At 66.2% G+C, this 23,583-nt stretch carries 20 protein-coding genes; 6 read left to right on the forward strand and 14 right to left on the reverse strand.

The genetic code is table 11. The features are described 5' to 3' along the window. Positions 1 to 60 precede the first annotated feature (60 nt). From BSE24067_RS20020 to panE, 3 genes are all read right to left on the reverse strand, one after another. Entirely contained in the window at positions 61 to 1,014 is a 954-nt protein-coding gene (locus BSE24067_RS20020) for a substrate-binding domain-containing protein (RefSeq protein WP_151065759.1), read from the reverse strand. A gap of 120 nt (positions 1,015 to 1,134) precedes the next feature. Then, positions 1,135 to 2,094: an AraC family transcriptional regulator gene (locus BSE24067_RS20025; RefSeq protein WP_151065760.1), complete on the reverse strand. Its 960-nt coding sequence runs from the start codon at positions 2,092 to 2,094 to the stop codon at positions 1,135 to 1,137. Positions 2,095 to 2,409: 315 nt separating this feature from the next. Beyond that, positions 2,410 to 3,348 (reverse strand): 2-dehydropantoate 2-reductase, encoded by a 939-nt coding sequence (gene panE, locus BSE24067_RS20030; RefSeq protein ID WP_151065761.1) that lies wholly within the window; start codon positions 3,346 to 3,348, stop codon positions 2,410 to 2,412. Positions 3,349 to 3,635: 287 nt separating this feature from the next. Here panE and BSE24067_RS20035 point away from each other — a divergent pair, with 287 nt between their 5' ends. Beyond that, positions 3,636 to 5,189 carry a methyl-accepting chemotaxis protein gene (locus tag BSE24067_RS20035; RefSeq protein WP_151065762.1) on the forward strand — a complete coding sequence of 518 codons (1,554 nt, stop codon included), beginning with the start codon at positions 3,636 to 3,638 and terminating at the stop codon, positions 5,187 to 5,189. A gap of 195 nt (positions 5,190 to 5,384) precedes the next feature. Here BSE24067_RS20035 and BSE24067_RS20040 read toward each other — a convergent pair whose 3' ends face one another. From BSE24067_RS20040 to BSE24067_RS20055, 4 genes are all read right to left on the reverse strand, one after another. Beyond that, positions 5,385 to 6,728, reverse strand: a complete 1,344-nt coding sequence (locus BSE24067_RS20040; RefSeq protein WP_151065763.1) for a virulence factor — start codon at positions 6,726 to 6,728, stop codon at positions 5,385 to 5,387. A 134-nt stretch (positions 6,729 to 6,862) separates the two neighbouring features. Continuing rightward, positions 6,863 to 9,175 carry a T6SS effector phospholipase Tle3 domain-containing protein gene (locus BSE24067_RS20045; RefSeq protein WP_151065764.1) on the reverse strand — a complete coding sequence of 771 codons (2,313 nt, stop codon included), beginning with the start codon at positions 9,173 to 9,175 and terminating at the stop codon, positions 6,863 to 6,865. Positions 9,176 to 9,523: 348 nt separating this feature from the next. Next, positions 9,524 to 10,237, reverse strand: a complete 714-nt coding sequence (locus tag BSE24067_RS20050) for a LuxR C-terminal-related transcriptional regulator (protein WP_151065765.1) — start codon at positions 10,235 to 10,237, stop codon at positions 9,524 to 9,526. A 126-nt stretch (positions 10,238 to 10,363) separates the two neighbouring features. Further along, positions 10,364 to 10,645: a hypothetical protein gene (locus BSE24067_RS20055; RefSeq protein ID WP_170297502.1), complete on the reverse strand. Its 282-nt coding sequence runs from the start codon at positions 10,643 to 10,645 to the stop codon at positions 10,364 to 10,366. On the opposite strand from BSE24067_RS20055, the gene BSE24067_RS20060 reads away from it, so the two are divergent. Then, the gene (locus BSE24067_RS20060) at positions 10,644 to 11,135 is read left to right on the forward strand and encodes a hypothetical protein (protein WP_151065767.1); all 492 of its coding nucleotides are present in this window, start codon (positions 10,644 to 10,646) and stop codon (positions 11,133 to 11,135) included. The two genes, BSE24067_RS20055 and BSE24067_RS20060, sit on opposite strands and share 2 nt — an antisense overlap. Positions 11,136 to 11,187: 52 nt before the next feature. On the opposite strand, the gene BSE24067_RS20065 is transcribed toward BSE24067_RS20060, so the two are convergent. The 6 genes from BSE24067_RS20065 to BSE24067_RS20090 all read right to left on the reverse strand — a co-directional run bounded on the left by BSE24067_RS20065 (position 11,188) and on the right by BSE24067_RS20090 (position 16,422). Then, entirely contained in the window at positions 11,188 to 12,609 is a 1,422-nt protein-coding gene (locus tag BSE24067_RS20065) for a sigma-54 dependent transcriptional regulator (RefSeq protein ID WP_151065768.1), read from the reverse strand. A gap of 111 nt (positions 12,610 to 12,720) precedes the next feature. Next, the gene (locus tag BSE24067_RS20070) at positions 12,721 to 13,305 is read right to left on the reverse strand and encodes a hypothetical protein (protein WP_151065769.1); all 585 of its coding nucleotides are present in this window, start codon (positions 13,303 to 13,305) and stop codon (positions 12,721 to 12,723) included. 154 nt (positions 13,306 to 13,459) lie between these two features. After that, complete coding sequence (locus BSE24067_RS20075; RefSeq protein ID WP_174904834.1) at positions 13,460 to 14,995, reverse strand: chemotaxis protein CheA; 1,536 nt, start codon at positions 14,993 to 14,995, stop codon at positions 13,460 to 13,462. A 44-nt stretch (positions 14,996 to 15,039) separates the two neighbouring features. Next, positions 15,040 to 15,312, reverse strand: a complete 273-nt coding sequence (locus BSE24067_RS20080; protein ID WP_151068536.1) for a hypothetical protein — start codon at positions 15,310 to 15,312, stop codon at positions 15,040 to 15,042. Positions 15,313 to 15,387: 75 nt separating this feature from the next. Continuing rightward, complete coding sequence (locus tag BSE24067_RS20085) at positions 15,388 to 15,978, reverse strand: hypothetical protein (protein WP_151068535.1); 591 nt, start codon at positions 15,976 to 15,978, stop codon at positions 15,388 to 15,390. A gap of 111 nt (positions 15,979 to 16,089) precedes the next feature. Next, a complete protein-coding gene (locus BSE24067_RS20090; RefSeq protein ID WP_151068534.1) occupies positions 16,090 to 16,422 on the reverse strand; it encodes a hypothetical protein in 333 nt (110 codons plus the stop codon). 1,607 nt (positions 16,423 to 18,029) lie between these two features. Here BSE24067_RS20090 and BSE24067_RS20095 point away from each other — a divergent pair. Continuing rightward, the gene (locus tag BSE24067_RS20095) at positions 18,030 to 18,272 is read left to right on the forward strand and encodes a hypothetical protein (protein WP_174904835.1); all 243 of its coding nucleotides are present in this window, start codon (positions 18,030 to 18,032) and stop codon (positions 18,270 to 18,272) included. 16 nt (positions 18,273 to 18,288) lie between these two features. On the opposite strand, the gene BSE24067_RS20100 is transcribed toward BSE24067_RS20095, so the two are convergent. Further along, positions 18,289 to 19,215, reverse strand: a complete 927-nt coding sequence (locus tag BSE24067_RS20100; protein ID WP_151068531.1) for an AraC family transcriptional regulator — start codon at positions 19,213 to 19,215, stop codon at positions 18,289 to 18,291. Positions 19,216 to 19,394: 179 nt separating this feature from the next. On the opposite strand from BSE24067_RS20100, the gene BSE24067_RS20105 reads away from it, so the two are divergent. The 3 genes from BSE24067_RS20105 (at position 19,395) to BSE24067_RS20115 (ending at position 22,990) form a co-directional block, all read left to right on the forward strand. Beyond that, complete coding sequence (locus BSE24067_RS20105; RefSeq protein WP_151068530.1) at positions 19,395 to 19,856, forward strand: (2Fe-2S)-binding protein; 462 nt, start codon at positions 19,395 to 19,397, stop codon at positions 19,854 to 19,856. A gap of 2 nt (positions 19,857 to 19,858) precedes the next feature. Then, positions 19,859 to 22,069, forward strand: a complete 2,211-nt coding sequence (locus tag BSE24067_RS20110) for a xanthine dehydrogenase family protein molybdopterin-binding subunit (RefSeq protein WP_151068529.1) — start codon at positions 19,859 to 19,861, stop codon at positions 22,067 to 22,069. A gap of 522 nt (positions 22,070 to 22,591) precedes the next feature. Further along, positions 22,592 to 22,990 (forward strand): winged helix-turn-helix domain-containing protein, encoded by a 399-nt coding sequence (locus BSE24067_RS20115; protein WP_151068528.1) that lies wholly within the window; start codon positions 22,592 to 22,594, stop codon positions 22,988 to 22,990. Positions 22,991 to 23,583: the final 593 nt, after the last annotated feature.

Genomic DNA, 23,583 nt, shown 5'->3' on the forward strand with positions numbered 1-23,583 from the left:
GCTTCTCCGCGCGAAGGGCCGCGACCGCGCCGCCGCCCTTCGCGTCACGTTGCACGTCGCTCACCAGCTGAAGCCCTTCGCATTGCCGCGATCGACGACCTTCACGTCGACGGGAATCGCCTTCGGCACCGTCGCGCCCCACTTGCGCGCGATCGCGATGCCGAGCGCGATGCGCACCTGGTCGGCCGGAAACTGCGCGGTCGTTTCGACGAACTTCGAGTTCGGCTTCTGGATCGCCGCGATCGCCTCGGGCGCGCCGTCGACGCTCGTCAGCTTGATGTCCTTGCCGGAGCTCTCGATCGCGGCGAGCGCGCCCATCGAGCCGCCGTCGTTCACGCTGAAGATGCCCTTCAGGTTCGGATGCGCGGAGATCATGTTCTCCGTCACCGACAGCGCGGTCGCGCGCTCCTGTTTGCCGTTCTGCGTATCGACGAGCTTCACGTTCGGGAATTTCGCGAGCCCGGCCTTGCAGCCGCGCACGCGTTCGAGGATCGGCACGACCGGGATGCCGTCGAGGATCGCGACTTCGCCGCTGCCGCCGATCGCCTTCGCGAGGTATTCGCACGACATCACGCCCGCGTCGTAGTTCTTCGAGCCGACGAACGAATCGACCGGGCCGTTCGCGTTCGCGTCGACGGCCACGACCACCGCGCCGGCCTTCTTCGCCTGCGTGATCGCCGACTGGATGCCGGTCGAATCGGTCGGATTCACGAGCAGGATGTCGATCTTCTTCTGCAGCATGTCCTCGACGTCGCTGACCTGCTTGCTGACGTCGTGATGCGCATCGGTGACGACGACCTGCGCGCCGATCGACGCGGCCGCATCGGTCAGCGCCTTCTGCATCGTCACGAAATACGGGTTGTTCAGCTCCTGGAAGGTCATGCCGATCCGCAGCGGCGCGGCATGCGCGGCCGACGGCAGCACGGCCGCGACGGCGAGCGCGGCGACGGCCGCGAAGCGGGCGGCGCGACGGGGAGATGAGGCGGGCAACAAGACAGGCGATGCGTGCGTCATGACGGTGTCTCCGGTTATGTGCGGCTTTTTCGTGGACAAGCGAGCCCCTCGCGACGCGATGCGGCGCGATACGGCTGGGTGAAACGGCAAGGAAAGCTCAGGCGGGCGCAGGCCCTTCGATCATCCGGGCTGCGGTGCGCGCTCGGGCATGCCGAGCGTGACCACGCGCGGCGGCATCGGATTGCCGGTGGGCGCCGCATGCAGTGCAAGCTCGCGGCTGCGCGCGTTCAGGCGCTGCAGCGCGCGGAATTCGGAAGGCGCCATGCCCTTCACCGCGCGGAACTGCCGGTTGAAGTTCGACACGTTGTTGAAGCCGGACTGGAAGCAGATGTCGGTGATGTTCGCGTCGTCGGCGAGCAGCATCTGGCAAGCCGATTCGATCCGCAGCCGGTTCACGTACTGGACGAACGGCAAGCCGGTATGACGGTGGAACGCGCGCGAGAACGCGCTGACGCTCTGCCCGGTCAATTGCGCGAGATCGGATTCGCGCAGTTCGGACGCGAGGTTCTTGCCGATGTACGACAACGCGTGGCTGAGCCGCGTCGGCGTCACGTGCGCCTGGTCGTACGCGGGGCTCGCGAGCAGCGTGCGCTCGGCCGCGCCGCACAGGCGTTCGAGGATCGTCATGAACAGCGCGATGCGGCGCATGCCGCGCGCGCCCAGCAGTTCGTCGAACAGCGGCGCGATCGCGGCGCTGGTGGCCGCATCGAAGCCGACGCCGCGGCGTGCGTCGTCGAGCAGCGCCTGCGCATCGCGGCATTCGGGAAACGCGTCCATGCAGCGGCGCACGAACGACGGATCGAACTGGATCACCAGGTTGCGGCGCTCGACCGTTTCGCCTTCGGCCATGTCGCTGACCCAGTTGTGCGGCAGGTTCGGGCCGAGCAGCACGAGATGGCCGGGGCCGAACGAGCCGATATGGTCGCCGACGAAATACTTGCCGCGCGTGGCGACGATCAGATGCAGTTCGAATTCGGGATGAAAGTGCCAGCGGATCGTGCGATACGGATAGCCGTGCGACCAGACCTTGAACGACTCGTCGCGTCGCACTTCGACCACTTCCAGATCGGGGTGCATCATGTTGGCGTCTCCATTCCCGTGTCTCGCTCGCCGGCCGCTCGGCGCGTTCGTTCGCTCGTTCGCCGCGTGATTCGCGCGGCGCCGTGGACCGGTCGCATGGGAAGCAATGTAGGTCGATCGCGCGCGCGGCTCCACCAACTTTACGCCTGATTTTCGATACTTTTTTGCCGCGGCGCGGCCGAAACGGCCCGTCGCGGCAAAATTGTGCAGTGCGGAACGGGTAGTGGCCGGCGGCCGGTGGAGTCGTGTGAATCGCGCGCTCGCCGGAACGGGCGCCCGCGGGGCGCCGCGGGCGAACGGCGGCCGCGACCGTCGCTACGCCGCCGTGCGCTCCCGCGCGACGCGCACCTCGTACGTCTTCAAATGGTTGTAGGCGATACGCAGCAGCGACAGCGCGTCCGCCGCCTGCGGATCGCGGCGCGCGAGCAGGTCGCCGATCACGTGATCGGCTTCGACGCGCGCGCGATTCTCGACGTCGCGCAGCATCGATGCGGTCAGCGGCGACGGCGTCAGCACCATCCGCTGCATCCGCTCGACTGCCGCCGGATCGGGCCGGTGGCCGTTGTACGCCGCGATCGCGCTGCATTCGTCGAGCATCGTCTCGAGCAGGCGGCGGCCGTCCGGCGCCGCGAGAATGTCGCCGATCGACCCGCGAAACAGCGACGTGCTCGCCGCGAGCGTCGCGAGGAACACCCATTTGTCCCACATCCGCGCGACGATGTCGTCGCTGAGCGTCGCATCGAAGCCCGCGCCGCCGAGCACGTCGGCCACCGCGCGCACGCGCGCCGATTCGCCGCCGCCGAGCTCGCCGAACGACAGCCCGTGCGTGTCGTTCAGGTGCACGATCCGCTGCTCGCGATCGAGCGTCGCGGCGATTACGCACAGCCCGCCCAGCACCTGCGCGGCGCCGAACCGCTCGCGCAGCACGTCGAGATGGCGCATTCCGTTCAGCATCGGCAGGATCAGCGTCGACGGCCCGACGAACGGCGCGAACGACGCGATCGCATCGTCGAGGCTGTACGCCTTGCAGCTCAGCAGCACGAGGTCGAACGGCGCGGCGGCATCGCCGGCACGCACCGTCTGCACGTTCGCGAGCGTCAGGTCGCCGCGCGGGCTGCGGATCAGCAGCCCGTCGCGCGCGAGCGCGGCCGCGCGGCCGTCGCGCACCAGGAACGTCACGTCGCGTCCCGCCGCGGCAAGCCGGCCGCCGAAATATCCGCCGACCGCGCCGGCCCCCACCACCAGAATTCGCATCGTTGCCTCCTTTCGGGTTCATTCGGCGCCGCCCGCCCCGATTGTCCGGGCCCGGCACGCCATCGCCATCGCCATCGCCATCGCCATCGCCATCGCCATCGCACGACAGTATAGCGACGCCGGTTATGTATATGCATAGATGGCGCCACCTCGGCCGGTGACAATGCGCGGTCGCGCGGTTTCTAAGGGATTTCCCGCCTACGGCAACGTTCGTTGCACGCCGTCAATGACTTATCTCGTCACGCCGTCCCGGCGCGCCTGTTCGACCCCGACCGACCTCACTAATCATGCGCACCCTGTCCCTGAACCAGAAACTCGCCTCGATGATCGTCATTCTGTGGCTCGGCCTGCTCGTGATCGCCGGCATCGGCGCATGGCAGACGCGCGCGTCGATGATCACGGATCGCCGCGACCAGCTTGCGTCGCTGGTCGCGCAGGCCGCGAGCGTGGCCGACCACTACTACAAGCTGTCGCAGCAGAACGCATTGCCGGAAGCCGACGCGAAGCAGAAGGCGCTCGATGCGATCGCCGCGATGCGCTACGGCACCGATGGCTACATCTCGATCAACGACTCGAAGCCGGTGATCGTGATGCATCCGATCAAGACCGAGCTCAACGGCAAGGACGTATCGGGCTTCGCGGATCCGAACGGCAAGCATCTGTTCATCGAGATCGTGAAGGCTGGCAACGCGGAAGGCGGCAAGGGCTTCGTCGAATATCTGTGGCCGAAGCCGGGCGCCGACAAGCCGCAGGACAAGACCAGCGCGGTGCAACGCTTCGCGCCGTGGGACTGGTATCTCGTGACGGGCATGTACATGAACGACGTGCGCTCGGCGGTGCTCGCGAGCGTCGGCCGCTGGCTCGCGATGACTGCCGTGCTCGGCGCGATCGCGACGGTCGTGATGGTGGTCGTGCTGAAAAGCGTGCGCGCAAACCTCGGCGGCGAACTCGAAGTGGCGCTCGACGCGGCGCAGCGCATCGCGCGGGGCGACCTGACCGCGCGCGTGAACGTGAAGCCCGACGATCGCGGCAGCCTGTTGCATGCGCTGCATACGATGCAGGGCGGGCTGATCGACATGGTGTCGCGTGTGCGGACAGGCACGGAGAACATCAACGTCGGCGCGAGCGAGATCGCGTCGGGCAACACCGACCTGTCGCAGCGCACCGAGGAACAGGCGGCCGCGCTCGTGCAGACCGCGTCGAGCATGGACCAGATGACCGCGAACGTGAAGCAGAACGCCGAAAGCGCCGCCCAGGCCGCGACGCTTGCCGGCCAGGCGGCGCAGGTCGCGACGCGCGGCAGCGAGGTCGTCGACGACGTCGTGCGCACGATGAACGAGATCACCGACCGCTCGCACAAGATCGGCGACATCATCGGCGTGATCGACGGTATCGCGTTCCAGACCAACATCCTCGCGCTGAACGCGGCCGTTGAAGCGGCGCGCGCGGGCGAACAGGGCCGCGGCTTCGCGGTGGTCGCGGCGGAGGTGCGCTCGCTCGCGCAACGCTCGGCGACGGCCGCGAAGGAGATCAAGTCGCTGATCGTGTCGTCGAACGAAACGGTCGAGCACGGCGCGGCGCTCGTCACGAACGCCGGCGAGACGATGGCCGAGATCGTGCAGTCGGTGCGGCGCGTGAACGAGATTCTCGACGAGATCAGCCACGCGTCGCGCGAGCAGAGCGCGGGGATCGAGCAGGTCAACCGTGCGGTGGGCGAGATGGACCAGGTCACGCAGCAGAACGCGGCGCTCGTCGAGCAAGCCGCGGCCGCCGCGCATTCGCTGCGCGACCAGGCCGAAGCGCTGCGCGACGCGGTCACGCGGTTTGCGTTGCCGGCTTGATGGTTCGTGATGGCTTGACGGCCTCAGCGGGGCCAACATCAGTCGATTCCACGCCGGGCGCTGCCGGGATCGGGCCGCGCCCGGTCGGCCGCCGGCCCGGCCAGGTGCTGCGTAGCTGCCGGATTCTGTCCAGCGGTTGTCACGGAGGGCCCCGCGAGGCGTTTTGCTTTCGACGTGCCGCCGCGCCGGTTCGCATCACCACGAATAGCCCTGCATGCCGTAATCGACGTCGTGTCGGCGTCCCCACCACGGCAGGTACGCGTTGTTGCCGCCGCGTGCGCGGAACCAGTCCTGGGTTGGGTCGATCGGCGTGAGCTTCGACGGTGGCCTGACGACGACTGCGACGGGGTGCTCGGGGTCGGTCGTGCCCGCTACCAATGCGTTGCCGCCGTAGTGGTTGATCCGGCCGATCGCGAGCGCGACGTCGGTCAATGCGCTGCCGGTTCCCATGTCGCCGAGCAGCGCGGCGGTGTTGAACGTCTGTTTGCGGTGGTCGTATTCCGGCAGCGTTTCGGTCAAGGTCTGCGCGAGCGACGCTAGGCGTGACGACGATGCGTCACTGGGCGCGCCCGCGTCGTGGACGATGTAATTCAGATCCGTGACCGCGACGCCGGCGTTGCGTGCCGCTTCATCAATCGTGGCTTTCCATGCCTGTACGGCGCGCGTCGTGCCGACCTTCCGCGGAAAATCCTGCGTGTTGCCGGTTGCGGCCTTGCCGATCCACGCGAGCGGTTCGCGCTCGGTGTTGAAGTTCGGGCCGGCGAGGAACAGCACGACGAGGTTCTCGTTGATCTGCGCGTCGGTCGGCGGGAAGCTCGGGGCGTCCCAGTTCATCGCCCACACGGTCTTGTCGGGGTTCTGCTGCAAGTAGTCGAGTGCGTTGTTCAGCGATGTGAAGCCGGCGTTCGCGCCGCCTTGGGTAATTTGGACGTCGGGAGGCGTGTCGCGGCTCCAAAGTATCTTGGGCGACGGCGGACCGATTTCGAAGCATTCGACAAACTCATCGGTCAAGTACGTCTTCGCTTCAATCGGATCAAGCCTCGGAGGTAACGCGAACTCGATACGCATCCCGGCAAGTTCGCGCCAGTCCTTGGATTGTTCCGGTTTGACGGTGTAGAAATATTTCGCATTTGCGAAATAACGAGAGCGCGGCAACAGGAGAAACTTGCGGACGTACTTGTGATAGAAGCCCTTGAATGTTTCCGTTCCGCGGTTGCCGTACACGAGCGCACCGATCGACTGAAGTGTCGCAAACGACTTCGGATCCGTCCGCACCATGTCGTCATTCTTGTTCGGGGTGGTAAGGCCTTGCGTCCACAGCAATTGCCATTCGGTCGGATAGTCCATGCGTTGCAACGGATTCAACCAGATGAGCCCGACAACTTGCGCGACGAATGGCTTCGCCGGCTCTTCGGTCACTGATGCCGCATTCACCGCAGGTTCTCGGATAGGGGCGGCTTGTGCCGGACGCGTCATGGCCGTGCTGAAGACAAACGCCATGAGCGCGGCCAGACCCGGTACAACGAAGAATCGTTTCATCCAATCTCCTATTTCCAAATGTGCTGGGCCGGGTTGTTCTACGTGCGCCATCACGGAGGCCATTAGCACGGCGGTCATCAGCCATACCGAAATGGCAAAAGCGATACGGCGTGATCGTGTAGCTATCAGCGTCTTCATACGACTCCCCCGACCTTGAGATAGAACTCACCTTCACGTTCGTCCGTGATGGAGTCGGGAATCCTGCCTTCGCTGTTGTTGGCATGGACCCATTCGTGCATTGGCATTCGGTCGAGATTTCCGGAGTCAAAGTACTTGGAGTACTTCTTGTGTGGATTGGTATCGGGAATGCCGTCTCCCATCCGCCAATCCGCCTCGATCCGCAAGTCGTAAAGTTGATCGGGCGTCAGGTAGCACGGGCCCACAGCGACGTCATATGCAAGCGCCTTCTCCGCATGCTCGGGGTTGGTCATCGTCGTCGAATGATTCGTCGGGCTGTTGGTCGCACCGCGATCGAGCCAATCGACAATCTGCTTGTCGCGCCATTCCTTGTAGCCCTCCGGCGTCGCGCTTTTGCCGTCCTCGCCGATCACGTGGCCGTCGCTATCGATCCATTCCGTGTTCAGCGTTCGACGTGCTTCCATCCGCATCAACGCACGATCCTCATAGCGCTGTCCGGCCTCGGTTGCCGCCGTGCCTTGGGCGACGCCGTCCTTGTGCTTCGGCTGGTACTGGTCGTAAGGGTCGTCGGCGCGCTTGTCGGCTTCAGTCTTGTTTGCGTCGCGCCACGCGGCCGGCGGATCGTTGCCTTCGTTGAAGTCGCTTACCGCGTCGCCGTCCTTGGTTTCGACCGGCTTGCCGAATCGCAGCGCCTGCGGCCGGAATGGTTCATCGAGCGCCGGCGCATCGGCCACCACCGTCCAGCCCTTCGGCGGATCGGCATTCACGCGCAGCATGTTCAACGCCGAACTAATGCCCGTCACGACGAACATGAGCGGCGCAGTCACGAGCGTCGCTGCCACGCCCAGCACAGACTCGTTTCCCTTGATCGCGCCGACCAGATTGAACTTCGCCGGCGGCGACGGCGGGTACCAGAACCCTGATTTCGTGCCAGGCTTGCCGTGCCGCCAGTCGTCTTCCCAATACCGGTAGGGTTTCTGCACGCCGACCGGAAAGCCGGACGCGAACACGCGCTGCGTCAGGACGCCTGCCGCGCCGATATCGTTGAGTTCATGCTTGCTGATCCCGCGCCAGCCGATGCCTTGGACGGTCACCGCCGAAATCACCTGATCGTGCGGACAGCAATATGCGGTGACGCGGCCATACGTCGATCCATTCAAGCCATGGCGCATGCGATCTTCTTGTGCCGCATAAGAGCGGTTGCTCGTCGGCGATACACGCTTGTTCGCCATGTCTTCATCGATCTTGTCCGCGGGCAGTTCGTATGCCTTGCGCGCGCCGATGATCGACAGAAATGTGCCGAACGTCTTCGTGCGCGCCGCATAGGTCTGCCGCCCGCGTTGGCCGCTCGCGTCCTTCGTCGCGCGTTGCGACCATGTATCCATGAACGTGTCGGATTTATACGGGCCATCGGCGTTCGCAAGGCTATATGGCGCGTTCGCCAGCACATAGGCATCTGCCACGCAATGGCCTTTGCGTCCCCATGGATCTTCGACGTCGGCGAATGTATCGCCGAAGAATGCCGCAGTGAGGCCGACGATATTGCCTTGGCTATGACATACGACAGTAATCGGAACATCGGCCTGCATGCTTCGGATCGATTCGATGAGCCGTGCCAAGCGCAACGCAGCGAGCACGCCATACGCGCGTGGCGGCGCGCGATACAGCGGCCGGTTGGTCGGATTGATGCCTTGCACGGTCATCCAGCCCATGGTTCGATCATCAAGGCCGCCATGCCACAGATCGGGCAGGCTTGAACAGCCATTCGTGAATGGACCGCCGCCCCAATAGTCCTTCTCGTTCAGAAAGATCTTGTCGCCGTATTCCTTCATTTCCGCAGCGGTAGCGCGATACCCCCATCGGAAATGGATGACTGGGGAGAATGACGGATCAGGTTTGACGTAGTTGTTGGCAAGCAGCTTCGGATTCACAAACCCATCCGGCGTCACGCTTTCCGTGTACTTCGCGGGCGTCAACTGTCCGGCATCGATGCCGTGATACATCATCTGATCGTTCAGCCGCCCGAGCCTCCGATTCAGCCCTCGGCACAGCCCTTCCTCCGACGCCTCGAACCATTCGCCTTCGGAATTCACCCCATGCACGAAAATCACGATCCCGGGCAATGGCATCTGCTTCACGCAGATCAGGCGTATCCCCTTCGTGAACATCGTCACGCCTTCGCCGCGGCCGACGACGATCGTCGGTGGCGCAGGCCGCGACACCGCTACGCCGCCAGCACCGGTTTCAGCCACGGGTTTTTCGCGATGAGCAGTCGCGATCGACGCCTGGTCAAGAAATGAGTCATTCATACGAATCCTGCGCACCTACATTTTTTTGATGAACGGCACCGCCAGTCTCTCGAACTGGCCGGCATCGACGGCCGGTGGTTCGTCCGCCATGTCACCCGTCAAGCCCAACGGCACACATGAAGTACGCTGAATCGCCCGCCGAAACCAACAATTGCAAGACCGTTCGCAGCACGAATCGGCTTCGGCACGCGAGCGAGCGTGGCGCGATCAAACGTCCCTCGTTCGAAGTCGATCGCGTGCACGAGTGCGTGGCCACGCTGCACCCACCCGTTCGCCCGCAGCAACCGCGAACGACCAACCGCTCGTTGCGGCTCGCGAGACCGGACGAGAAATTGCGGACGGTTGCTGCTATCGGCATCGCTCCTGCCCCGCGATCTCCGTCGTCGGGCCGATGTCCACCGCGCGCGACACCGCCTTCGCGCCGCCGAACCCGAGCACGGCCGCCCGCTGAACCAGCTCGATGTCGTTGGTCACGCCGAGCTTCTTCATCGCGCTGATCTTCTGCGCGCTGACCGTCTGCTTGCCCTTGTTCAGCCGCTGCGCGATCGACTTGATCGACATGCCGTCCAGATAGAGGCGGATCACCTCGATCTCGCGCGTCGACAGCTTCACGGGCGACTGGTCGCGTTCGGCCAGCGCATCGAGCGCGCGCCGGACGAGCGGCGACAGATAGCGCCCGCCGCTGTAGCTCGAATGAATCGCGGTGACGATGTGACCGACCTCGTCGAACTTGCTGACGAGGCTCGCGCCGCCCCGCGCGAGAATCGAACGCAGGATCACCGGCGTCTCGTGGCCGATGAGCGCGACGATCCCGACGTTCGGCCGCATCCGCCGCAGCCAGTCGAACAGCGCGAGGCCGTCCATCTGCGCGTCGCCGCGGATCGCATAGTCGACCAGCGCGATGTCGCAGTCGATGCTGCCGAGCGCCGTGATCAGTTCGCCCGGCGTCCGATAGACGCCGACGAGATCGATCGCGCACGCGCCGCCGGCGATGTGCTCCATGCCCGCGACCGCCAGCGGCCAGTCGTACGCGAAGACAGTGCGAATCGTGAATTTCCCCATGCGCAGTTCCAGAAGGTTCGCCGGGCCAACGCATCGCGGGATGCGCGCGCGGCCGGATCGGCGTTGAATCGACGGTCGAGATATTTTTATCTCGCCCCACATTCTAGAAAGGCGCGCGCGGCCGGACTATCGGACGACATATAGATCGGCCTGCTGGGACGTAATACGAGTTTGATATTTGCGCCGATTCGCTCGTTCGGCGGCAGCGTGCATCGGCCGGATGGCCGACGTTGCCAGCAGCGTGGGCCGCGCGGGCCGCCGGCGCGGTAAAATTGCGGCCTTTGCAAGCCATTCCGGGCGACCGGCGAAGTGCAGCGCGCCATGCGCGGCCGCGCGCCCCGGCCGCTCAGCCGATGCCCGTTTGCCGGTTGTCCGTACGCCGGCCGCCCGTACCTTCGCTTCCTCCATGACCGAATCCGATCTGCAATCCGACGACACCACCATCCACGAAGACGGCCTCTGGCGCGACAACGGCTGGACGGCCCGCATCATCAAGAACGAAGACGACGACGGCTGGGCCGTCGAGATGATCAAGGACGGCGAGGCCGAGCCCGCGCTCGTCGGCCCGTGGACGATGGGCCGCGACAAGAAGAACCCGAAGCCGATGGACGCGAACGCGTTCCGCACGCTGGTGAAAACCGCGACCGAAGTGCTGATGCGTCACGAGCAGCAGCGCCGCGCGATGCTGCACAAGGAAGTGACGGTCCAGCGCGACGACGGGCAGGATGTGTCGGTCACGCTGGACATCGTGCCGGACGAGTTCGAGCCGTATGCGGAACTGAAGGCGTTCGACGCGTACGGCGAGCTGTTGGCCGACGCGAAAGTGCCCGCCGGATTCAAGCTCAACAAGGCCAGCGCCGCACGCTGGGTCGAATCGGGCTTCGAGCGGCCGGCGTAAGGCCGCGCCGCCGTCATGACGCGGGGGCCGCGCGCGGCGCACGATGCCGGCGTCAGCCGTGCAGCCCGTGCGCGATCATCAGGCGATACAGCGTCGCGCGCGAAATTCCGAGCTCCGCCGCGGCGTCGGCATGCCGGTACCGATGTCGCAACAGCGTTTCCTCGATCGTGCGCCGCTCGGCCCGCCGGCGCGCTTCCGCGAGTGTCGGCGGCCGGTGCGACGTGTATTGGTGCAGCTCGAGATCGACGGCCGAGATCATCGGGCCGTTCGTCATCACGATCGCGAAGCGGATCCGGTTGATCAGCTCGCGCACGTTGCCGGGCCACGCATAGTTGTGGATCGCCTCGATCGCACACGGCATGAAGCCGCGAATCCGATGCGACGCATCTTCGCGATAGCGGCTGAGCATGTGATCGGCGAGCAGCATGATGTCGCGGCCGCGCGCACGCAGCGGCGGTTCGTCGATACGCAGCACGCACAGGCGGTAATACAGGTCCGGGCGGAACCGCCCCGCCTGCATCGCGGCCTCGAGATCGACGTGGGTCGCGGACACGATGCGCACGTCCACCGGAATCGACGCGTGCCCGCCGAGCCGCTCGATCCTCCCCTCCTGAAGGAATCGCAGCAGGCTCGCCTGGCTGTCGAACGGCATGTCGCCGATCTCGTCGAGAAACAGCGTGCCGCCGTGCGCGGCCTCGATGCGGCCGATCTTGCGCTGGTGCGCGCCCGTGAACGCGCCGCGCTCGTGGCCGAACAGCTCGGCCTGCAGCAGCGTCGGCGGAATGGCCGCGCAATTCACCGCGACGAACGGTGCGTCGGCGCGCGACGAATGCTGGTGGATTGCCGCGGCGGTCAACTCCTTGCCGGTGCCGGATTCGCCGGCGATGAACACGGTCGCGTCGGTGTTCGCGACCTTGCGGATCGTCGCGAACAGGCGGCGCATCTCGGCGCACGCGCCGATCATCGCGCCGCCGGGCGGCGCCGTATCCGCGGCCGGGTCGCGCTCGGCCAGTTTCAGCATTCCGTATGCGTGGCCGACGAGATAGCCGATCGTCGCGTAGGCCGTCGCGTTGCACACGTAGTCGAAGCAGCACTGGCGGATCAGGCGCGCGATCGCGGTGTCGCGCAGCCGCTCGTTGCCGACGAGCGCGACCCAGCCGATGCGCGGGTCGCGCAGCAGTGCCTCCAACGACGCGACGTCGAGCGCGTCGAAGTCGCCGAAATCGACGATACCCGCGTGCAGCCGGTTCGCCTTCATCAGATTGAGTGCGTCCGCAACGGATTTCGCGCGCCATACGTCCCAGCCGCGCGCCGCCAGACAGTCGACCAGCACGGCATCCGGATGCTGCGACAAATAGACGAGCGGCCGCGACAGCGTGGTGCGAGCATGGCGGACGGCGACGAACGGTGATGCGCACGTGCCCGGCTCGAGCTTCCGCGGGCCGGATACTGCGGTCGGGCAACAATGGTTCACGATGGCCTCGCCCTCTACGGTTGTCCGGCGGACCTGCCGGCGCGGCTGGCGTGCCGCGGGCGTCGAGGCCCGCGCACCGCGCCGCCGGCGTGTCCGCGCAGAAAAATCTGGTTATCGGCAGAACACGACGCGCTGCGTATAGATCTGCGGCTCGACCGCGGGTCGCGCTGTCTGGTTGAGATCGTTGCGGTAGCTGCGGTAGGTCTTGCCGTTCACCGTCACTTCCGTCGCGCGCGCCGTCTCGATCGTGGCGAGCCCGCTGCGCTGCCAGTCGTCGACCTGGGCCGACGCGGACACGCTCGGTTCGCCGGCGATCTTCTGCGTGATCGCGCTGCTGTCGCTCCACGGCTGCGTCTGCATGTCTTCGGCGTGCTGCATCGCGCCGACCGTCTTGCCGGTCGGAGCCGGCCCGCTCTGCGCGACGAACGGCGCGCCGCGTCCGTACACCGGCGACTGCCACGAAGGCGCGTGCCCTTCCTCCGGCATCATGTAAATCATCTGCGGATCGCCGACCATCATCATCGGCACGCAGGCCGTGTTGTCGGGGCGGCCGAGCGTCGTCAGCGCCTGCTGAACGCTCGCGGCATTCGCGAGCGTCTGCTCGTTCAGGATCACGAAGACCGCCGGATTCTGAAACAGCGACTGCGCAATGGCTTGCGTGCCGTACATCAGTAGAGCGACCAAAAAGATCCTCATGATCGAGGCCTCCTTGTACCCTCGTCAGGCAAAAAGAGGTGTTGACCTCGGGGAGGGACCAACACCCGTCAAACTCGCGGCGCGCGTCGCGCCGTCGATTGCGGCGCCTTCCGCGCGACCGGATGCCGGCCGCGCGAACGACGAAGCCGGCCGCCTACGACGACGTGCTCGTCGAGATGACAGTCGGAGCCGGCATCGCGGGGGCAGCCTGCTGGTCGACCGGCGCGGGGGCAGCGACAGCCGGCATGTTCGCGGCCGGTGCGGCTTGCGCCGCGTTGTCGATTGCCGGTGCGGGTTCGGGGGCCTTGTCGGCAACGATTGGCGCAGGCTCCGGTGCCTTGTCGGCAACCGCCGGTGCAGGCTCCGGTGCCTTGTCGGCAACCACCGGTGCAGGCTCCGGTGTCTTGTCGGCAACGACCGGTGCAGGCTCCGATGCCTTGTCGGCAACCGCCGGCGCAGGCTCCGGTGCCTTGTCGGCAACGACCGGTGCAGGCTCCGGTGCCTTGTCGGCAACGATCGGCGCGGGCTCCGGTGCCTTGTCGGCAACCACCGGTGCAGGCACCGGTGCCTTGTCGGCAACGACCGGCGCGGGCTCCGGTGCCTTGTCGGCAACGACCGGCGCGGGCTCCGGTGCCTTGTCGGCAACGACCGGCGCAGCAACGATGGCGGCGGCCGGAACCGCGTTTGTCGCGGCCGGTGCGACGGCGGGTGCGGCACTCATCGCCGGCGCTGCCGCGGCAACCGGTGCGACGGCCGCCGCCGGCACGACTGCAGCGGCCTGCGTCGCCTTCACCGCGGCCGCTTGCGCAGCGGCCGGCACTGCACCGACGGCCGGCGCCGCGATCGACGGCGCGGAAACCGGCACCGGCACCGGCGCCGCCTGAACCGCGGTCGTCGCGACCGGCCGCGTCTGCGCGGGCGCCGGCGCGGCTGCGTCGAGCGGCGGCAGGCCCATGCGGCTGCGCACGATCGGATCGCGATACTTCACGTCGTCGGCGACCGTCGCTTCGGCGGACGGCACCCCGTTCGAGCGCGCGAGCGGCGCGCTCGTGCCCGGGCACAGGTGCCCGGTCGCTTCCACCGCGCGCCGGTTCGCATCGCTCTGGCACAGCAGCGCAAGCGCGACGTCGGTCAGCCCCATCGCGCGGAATTCGCGCGCATCGAGACGCCGCACGCACGCCTGGTCGACCAGGGTCGTGCCGCCGGTCGCGCCGAATCCCGGAAACGACACGCCGACGCTCACCGAACCCATGCAGGTATCGGACAGCGTGGTCGTGAGGCCGGGCGCCTGGATCGCAGGGTTCGTCTTGATCGTCTGCGTGCCCGAATAGTTGACGTTTTCAGATGTCTGCGTGTTGTACGGGCTCGTGCCCGGAGCGCCGGCGGCGAGCGCGCTCGTGCCCTGCGGCGTCACGTTCGAGCCGCCGCTCGCGGAGGACGGCATCGTCACGTTGACCTGCACGCTCGAATTGCCGCTGCCACGTACACCGCTCGTGCTCGCGCTGCTGGCATTGCCGCCGCGCGAACTGGTGACGTTCGTGTTCATGCTCGAGCCGCCGCCCTGGCTGATCGCCGTCGACGACGTCGAGGACTGCGCGCTTGAAGTCGAGTCGGCGGTCTGCGCGTGGGCACCGATCGTGGCCATCGCGAACATCGCCGCACATGCCACCCTGATCTTGTTGCTGTTCATTTCACTCTCCGGACGAGGTTTGACCTCCCACCCAGGCAACCGTACTAATTCCCCTGAATTCCTTCAGATTTGCCTGCTTCCCCGAACTGCTTCCAGCCGCTACCCAGCTGCGACCACGATTCACCCGACATTCCCGGCCATGGCCGGGCGTCCGATGCGCCAATGACACTGCCCGACGAAAGCACGGGTCGTTGTGACGGGTTGGTTGTAGGGTTTGACGTCTGCAAATTCGATTGCACGTCGTCGGCAGCACGGTCGGCGCCATATGCCGCCAGCGATGCGAGCATCAGAGCGGCGGCAATCAATTTCTGCTTCATGCCAACTCCTTACGGTAATCACGGCGCGAGGAAAGAGACCAGCGTCGCTGGGAAACTGGTCCCCCCAACACGCCATCAAGGACTGCCTGCGGTTGCGCCAGAACTTCCCTGGCTGCCGCCCGATGCGGACGGCGAGCCGGCCGGACCGGTACCCCACACGGTGGACGAGTTGTAGTGGTTCGAACCCGCGATCGTGCTCGAGCCGCCAATGCCCGTCATGCCCGCGGCTCCGGCGTTGGCGATGCCGTTATCGTTCGCACCCGTTGCCGTGTAGTGGTTCGCGCCCAGTACGATCGTGGCGGTCACCCCTCCCGACAGCGCATTCGCGTTCTCGCTCGTGTTGCCGGTTCCACCGAACGAGCCTGCGGCACCGATACCGCCGCCTGCCGCGAACGCGCCTCCGTTCGAGCCGAAGCCGCTGGCCGTCGAAGTCGAGTCGTGATAGGCGGATGCCGTGCCGGTGGAGCCGGCGGGTGTCACGGTACTTCCCGCGTTGGCGCCCGCTACCGAAGTCGAGTTGCTCGTATAGCTGCCGGTACCGACCAACACCGAACCGGAGACGCCTGCTGCAACGGATTGCGTCTGGTTGAATGTCGACGGACCGGAAGCCAGTACGGCCGACGACAACGCGGTGAGCGCTACCGCTAAAAAGACGTTGGCTTTCATAGCAATTCCTTTCTGTGAGGAAGCTCGGTGGCCGGACCACCGGATCCGCCCTCGCAGGACCGGATCCGGCATCCGCGCCACCCGTCCATGACGAACGCTATGCGCCGCGGCTTAGTAGTGGTAGTTGTAGAGCGTCCAGCCGGTCGAGCCGGCATTCGCGCCGCTGGACCCGCCAGCTTGTGCGCCACCGTAGCCGAAGCCGCCGACCGTCGACGTCTGCGTGTGGTTCGTGTACGAGATCGAACCGCTGCTGCCGCCGCCAGCCGTCGCGCCGGCCGCGCCGAGTGCCGAGCCCGAATCGGTCGCGGTGAAATGACCGAACCCGACTACCCCAGCCATGGTCTGTCCGCCGCTCGACGAGTTGCTGGTCGAAACCGTGCCGCTCGCTGCGAACGCTGCACCCGAGACCGCCATCACTGCTGCTGCAATCAGAAGCTTCTTCATGGTCGACTCCATAACGGCGTGGACGGAACAAGCGAGGAAAGCTGCACGCCTTCAACTTCCCTGCCTTGAGCAATCCCGTAAATGAGGATCACTATCTAATCAAGAGATTCGCTTCCTCCCGAATCCCGTTTTCCATAATCCCGGCCAGCCGAAGTGCAGGCTACTTTTATTTGAATTTATGAATTTTCTCGCACGCGATTTCGACAAAAGCGAAAACCGGTTCGATTACCTAAAACCCAATACCTCACCCCAACCGGAATCAGGCAATCGCCATTCCGGATCATTTTTGGTCGACATTTAGCGCCGCGACATACAGATGCGCGGCATCCGCTTCAGCAAGCTGAAATACGCGAATATGATCAACTATCGAAAATGCAGGACCGCCGAAAACCGTGGCCTCATTACGCCGGCAGCGGGTCTGCATTCCGGTCAGGCGGCATCGCTTCTCCCAAAGCTATCGACCGAAGACGCAGTGGACGACGGACATGCGATCTAACCCGGCCGACGCCGGGCGGCACCCGGCGCAATCGAAACGCCCGCGCACCGCCGAAGACCGAGCGGCGTCGAGCTGTCCGGCGCGAACGGCATGGCCCATCCGGATGAATTGAAAGGAGGCGGACACCGCTGTCGGTCGGTTGTCGCGCGAAACGACAGTCGCTTCAGCACGTGCAATGCGCGAACGCCTGGAAACCCGCAATAACGGTCCCGCGATGCTGGCACTGCATCGTGAGCCGTGTCCCCAGTTGTCCGACTGCTCCACCAGTGCGCGAAGAATGCGCGGATCAGGTGACTGCTGCTGGTCTTCATCGCTGTTTCCCCGACTACTTATTGACGAGATGGCCGCCCCCCAATCTTTCGCTGCATCAGGTCGACTGCTCGCCGGTGCGTCCAATATCGCAAGCGGCATGCCATGCGCGATTCCGCCGAGGGTTGCGCGTCGTATCGCGCGCGAAACGCCGCCCGTGTCGCCGGGAACGGGATTTTTTGTTTCATGAATGTATCGCGACAACGGTCGCCGGCATGCTGCGATCGTCGAATATCGGGAAGCAATCCCGCGAATGGCCGGACGAATGCCCGATGCAGCGGGTTGCGGAGCGGACACGAGGGCGGGTGTTGCACAGTTGAGAAGCGCGCCGGCGCGTGGTGCGGGACTGCGCCGCGCCCGTGCATGCCAATCGCGTGGGGCAGCCGCTCTGCGGCGGCCGTTGTGGTCAATTCGATGGAATCGGCGTGCGCGACGGCCGGTTTGCACGGCCTGGTGCAACAAGCGCCGCGACGTTTTCAGGATGCGAGCACCGGCTGCCCGAGAAATGCAATTGATTCATCCGTGAAAATACCGACGCGATCACGCGCTCAATCGCAATGCAATCGCGATGCGAACGTACGGACAAAATCGGTAAATGCGACCTTATCGGCAAGGTTTACACGGTGTCCGACTCTCGAGAAAATGACGTCGCGCTTGCGCATCAACCGTTCAATGCGCTCTATCGGCTTTTGGTGTCTTCGTTCAATTCGCCGACATTCGATGCGGATATCCATTGCGGTTCAATGATTGAATCGCACCGGACGGCCAGCGCGCGATACTCGCCGGAAACATTTCCGACACGATGCGGGCTGCGAATCTCATCGTTGAAACATCGGGCGTGACCGCGCAATCCATGCTGAAAATGCGTCGCGACGCGAGTTTTGTGCGCGTTTCGCCCCGTCGGTTCGCATCGGTGCCGGCACTCGCTGCATCCGCCGCCGGCCTTCGGGATACGTGCATGAAACCGAAGCGCGTGCGCGGCGACGCTGCGCACGTCGACATGCTGATGCTTGCTGCATCGACGGGCATGGCACGCGAATTGTAAGCGGCCGTCCCCACGATCACGTGCCGAGCAACTCCTTCTTGCGCAAATGCACGACGTCGCGCATCGGCGGCGCGCCGAACAGCCGGCTGTATTCGCGGCTGAACTGCGACGCGCTCTCGTAGCCGACGGTCGCGGCCACCGAGCCGACGTCGCCGCCCTGCCGCAGCAACAAACGCCGCGCCTCGTGCAGCCGCAACTGCTTCTGGTATTGCAGCGGGCTCAGCGTGGTCACGTGCTTGAAGTGATGATGGAGCGACGACACGCTCATGTTGACCGCCTGCGCGAGCGTCTCGACCCGCATCGGCTCCGCGTAGTGATCGCGGATCCATTCGATCGCGCGCGCGATCCGGTGCGTCTGGCTGCCCGCGACGGCCATGTGCCGCAGCCGCGTGCCCTGCCCGCTCGTCATCAGCCGGTACAGCAGTTCCTTCTCGATCAGCGGCGCGACGACCGGAATGTCCGCCGGCGTATCGAGCAGACGCACCAGCCGCAGTGCGGCATCGAGCAGCGGCGGCGTGAGCTCGCCGACCGCGATGCCCTCGCCTTCGGGGCCCGCGTCGTGCTCGGGCAGCCGCATCTCGGCCGCGAGCTCGACGATGCGTTCGAGGTCGAGCGTCAGCGTCAGGCACAGGTATGGCGCGGCCGGCGACGCCTGCGTGACGCGCGAGAGGATCGGCAAGTCGATCGACGTAATCAGGCAATGCTGCGCATCGTATTCGTACGCTTGGCCGGCGACGATCACGCGCTTCGCGCCCTGCGCGGCGATCACGAGCGCGGCGCGCGACACGCCGCAGCCGAGATCGACCGGATGCGTATGCCGGTGCAGCATCAGTGCGGGCACGGCGGTCGCGTGGGAGCCGTCCGTAGGCGCGAAGCGGCCGATCAGCGATGCCAGTTCGCGCCGGCCGGATTCGCGCGACGCCGCGATATCGGTCATGTCCATGGCGGGTTCCTCGCTTCGTTTCCCTGAATCGCCGGAGCATAGCGAAACCCCCGGCGCCGTGCCGGGGATTTGCAGGATTGTTCAATAAATTTGCAGGATTGGGTAGACGCAAAACGGGACGTGTCGCGCACACTCGCGGCTAAACCGGCGCATGCCGGGTTTTCCCCACGGAGACAACAATGCCCACCACGTTTGTCCTGAACGGCAAGAGCGTCACGCTCGACGCCGATCCGTCGATGCCTGTTCTCTGGGCGATCCGCGAACACGCGGGGCTGACCGGCACGAAGTTCGGCTGCGGCATGGCGCAGTGCGGTGCGTGCACCGTTCACCTCGAAGGCCAGGCCGTCCGCTCGTGCGTGCTGCCGCTCGCCGGGATCGCGGGCAAGCACATCACGACGATCGAGGGGTTGCAGAGCAAGCCCGCGCAGGCCGTCCAGGCCGCCTGGGTGAAGCTGCAGGTGCCGCAATGCGGCTACTGCCAGTCCGGCCAGATCATGTCGGCCACCGCGCTGCTCGAACAAAACCCGAAGCCGACCGACGCGGACATCGATGCCGCGATGAACGGCAACATCTGCCGCTGTGCGACCTACGCCCGCATCCGGGCCGCGATCCACGACGCGGCCGCGACGCTGGGAGCCTGACCATGACGATCGAACTCGACAATGCCGATTCGGTGCGGCCGTCGCGCCGCACGTTCCTGAAGGCCGCGGGCGCCGCGGCCGCCGTCAGCCTGACGATCGGCTTCGAATGGGGCGGCCTCGGCCGCCGCGCGCTCGCCGCGACCGCACCGGCCGCCGGCTTCGCGCCGAACGCGTTTCTGCGCATCACGCCGGACGGCGCCGTCACCGTGATCGCCAAGCACGTCGAAATGGGCCAGGGCGCGTACACGGGCATCGCGACGATCGTCGCCGAGGAACTCGACGCCGACTGGTCGAGCGTGCGCGTCGAAAGCGCGCCGGCCGACGCGAAGCGCTACGCGAATCTCGCGTTCGGCACGATGCAGGGCACGGGCGGCAGCTCGGCCATGTCGAACTCGTGGCAGCAGTTGCGCGAAGCCGGCGGCAAGGCGCGCGCGATGCTCGTGTCGGCCGCCGCCGCGCGCTGGAAGGTGCCGGCCGGCGAGCTGACCACCGCCAACGGCGTCGTCACGCACGCGAAGACCGGCAAGACGGCCGCATACGGCGCGCTCGTCGCCGATGCGTCGAAGCTGCCGGTACCCGACAAGGTCACGCTGAAGCAGCCGGCCGATTTCAAGCTCATCGGCCATCGCATTCCGCGCGTCGACGGGCCGGCAAAGTCGAACGGCACCGCGCATTTCACGCTGGACACCACGCTCCCCGGGATGCGCGTCGCGCTGCTGCAGCGCCCGCCGCGCTTCGGCGCGACGGTCAGGTCGTTCGACGCGACGGCCGCGAAGGCCGTGCCGGGCGTGGTGGCCGTCGTGCAGGTGCCACACGGCGTCGCCGTCGTCGCGAACGGTTTCTGGGCCGCGAAACAGGGCCGCGATGCGCTGAAGATCGACTGGGACGAAACGCAGGCCGAAAGGCGCGGTTCGGACGAGATCATGCGCGAATACCGGGAGCTCGCCGCGAAGCCCGGCGCGCCGGCGCGCAAGGACGGCGATGCCGACGCGGCGATCGCCGGCGCCGCGCGCAAGGTCAGCGCGACGTACGAATTCCCGTATCTGGCGCACGCACCGATGGAGCCGCTCGACGCGGTCGTCAAGCTGACGGCGAACAGCTGCGAGATCTGGGCCGGCGACCAGTTCCAGACGGTCGACCAGGGCAATGCGGCGAAGGTCGCCGGCCTGAAGCCCGAGCAGGTGCAGATTCACACGCTGTACGCGGGCGGCAGTTTCGGCCGGCGCGCGAACGCGTGGTCCGACTACGTGGTCGAGGCCGTGTCGATCGCGAAGGCGCTCGGCGCGGACGGCAAGCCGGTGAAGCTGCAATGGACGCGCGAGGACGACATCCAGGGCGGCTTCTATCGGCCGATGTACTTCCACAAGCTCGACGCAGGGCTGACCGCGGACGGCCGGCTGGTCGGCTGGCGCCACCGGATCGTCGGGCAGTCGATTCTCGCCGGCACGCCGTTCCAGGCGTTCATGGTGAAGAACGGGATCGACGCGACGTCGGTCGAAGGCGCGGCGAACCTGCCGTACGCGGTGCCGAACGTGTCGGTCGAACTCGCGACCACCCGGGTCGGCGTGCCGGTGCTGTGGTGGCGCGTGGTCGGCAGCTCGCACACCGCGTATGCGGTCGAGGCGTTCATCGACGAAGCCGCGCACGCGGCCGGCAAGGATCCGTACCTGTTCCGCCGCGACCTGCTGACGAAGGAGCCGCGGATGCGCGCGGTGCTGGAGTTCGCCGCGCAGAAGGCCGGCTGGGATCCGGCGAAGCCGCTGCCGAAGGGACGCGGGCGCGGGATCGCGGTGGCCGAGGCGTTCAAGAGCTATGTCGCGCAGGTGGCCGAGGTGTCGGTCGACGCGGACGGCAAGGTGAAGGTCGAACGCGTGGTCTGCGCGGTGGACTGCGGGATCGCGATCAACCCGGACATCGTCGCCGCGCAGATGGAAGGCGGCATCGGCTTCGGGCTCGGCGCGGCGCTGCACGGCGCGATCACGCTGAAGGACGGCCAGGTCGAGCAGCGCAACTTCGACGGCTATCAGGTGTTGCGGATGGCCGAGATGCCGAAGGTCGACGTGCATATCGTGCCGTCGGCGGAAGCGCCGACCGGCGTCGGCGAGCCGGGCGTCGCGCCGATCGGGCCGGCGGTCGCGAACGCGATCTTCGCGGCGACGGGCAAGCGGCATTACGTGCTGCCGTTCGATTCGGGCGATAGCGCGAAGGCTTGACGGGCGGAAGGCGAAACGCCGGACCGGCCGCGCGACGGGGACGTTGCGCGGCCGGTTTTTTATTGCTCTGGTACGACGCCGAAATGCGTGCGTAGCGGGCTCCGATGTCGAGTTGAAAGTAGGGTTCGACGTAGGGTTCCGTGCCGGCGAAAATCTCCGCCAACGCATTGATTTATCAGTAAAACCAGGTCATACGAATCCGAGCCCAAGCAGGGTTCCATGTCGGGTTCGCAATGCACGCGAAACGCGCGGCCGGTAGCCGGGATCACATGCTCGCCCCCACGTTACGCCGCCCCGTAACGCCCGTAACGTTCCCATTGATGCTACGTAACAATCCTTCAATATTGGCCTGACCCTCGCGCCGCGCGGCGCCCGCCCCCGCGTTAAAAATTCTTTTAGATTCAATGCAGCCGCGCCGTCGGCGCTGCCGTCGGGCCGCCGCTGCTCGCGACCGCCCATCGCTGGCCCGGAAGTTGCAGCACGTGACCCGCAACACTCCTTTACGGACATGCGAGGGCCAACATGGATTGCAAATACCTGTACATCGACAATATAAAAATCAACTTCGTGCGCCGCACGATCGAGATCGACAACCAAGTCGTCGACGTCACGCCGCGTGAATTCGACGTCGTCGAGTTCCTGCTCGACAACATGAACAAGATCGTGCCGCGGCAAGCGATCCAGGAGGCGGTCTGGGGCCGCGAGCTCGGCGTGTCGTCGCGCACGCTCGACACCCATATCTCACGCATCCGGTCGAAGCTGCAGCTCGATCACGACAAGAACCTGCGGATCATCCCGATCTATGCAGTCGGCTATCGGCTCGTGCTGTTCGGTGCGGCCATGACGCACGTCGAGCGCCACGATGTCGCGCCGCTGCTGCGCACCGGGCCGCAACAGGCGCTGGCCGCCGACTACGCGTGACGCGCAGCGGCTTGCGCGCGCGCCGCCATCGCGCGGCGCCCCGGCAAGGTTCTGCACTTCGCCACGCTGCGCGCGCGACGCGCAGCCCATCGCGGCTCGGCATGCTCGTGCCGCCGCGACGCGAACGCCGCTTCCGGGCGGCGGTCGTTTTTGCAGCGGCCGTATGTGGGCTCGCGCCGCCGCTGGCGGCGACGTGAGCAGACGCCCCCCGCCTTACGCCTTACGCCTTACGCCTTACGCCTTACGCCTTACGCCTTACGCCTTACGCCTTACGCCTTACGCCTTACGCCTCACGCCTCACGCCTTGCGCCTTACGCCTTACCATCTCCCCCAGCAACCGCCTTCGTAGCTCACCACCACCCGCGCAGCCGCGCGCTGCGCGCGACTACGGATTCCGGCGCGGCACGCGGCCGGCGCCGTCCCTACAATCGACGCAGCAGCCGCGCGCACCCCGCGCCGCCGGCCACAACAACCCGTCGAACCAACGCCGAATCCGCCCTGATCCCGCCGTGCCTGCGCTGCCCCTGACGAATGCCGACGCCGGCGACGCCGCGAACCGGGCGCCGCCCGCCGCTGCCGCCCCGGCCGCCGCC

The sequence above is a fragment of the Burkholderia latens genome, assembly GCF_902499045.1.
GTDB lineage: Bacteria > Pseudomonadota > Gammaproteobacteria > Burkholderiales > Burkholderiaceae > Burkholderia > Burkholderia latens.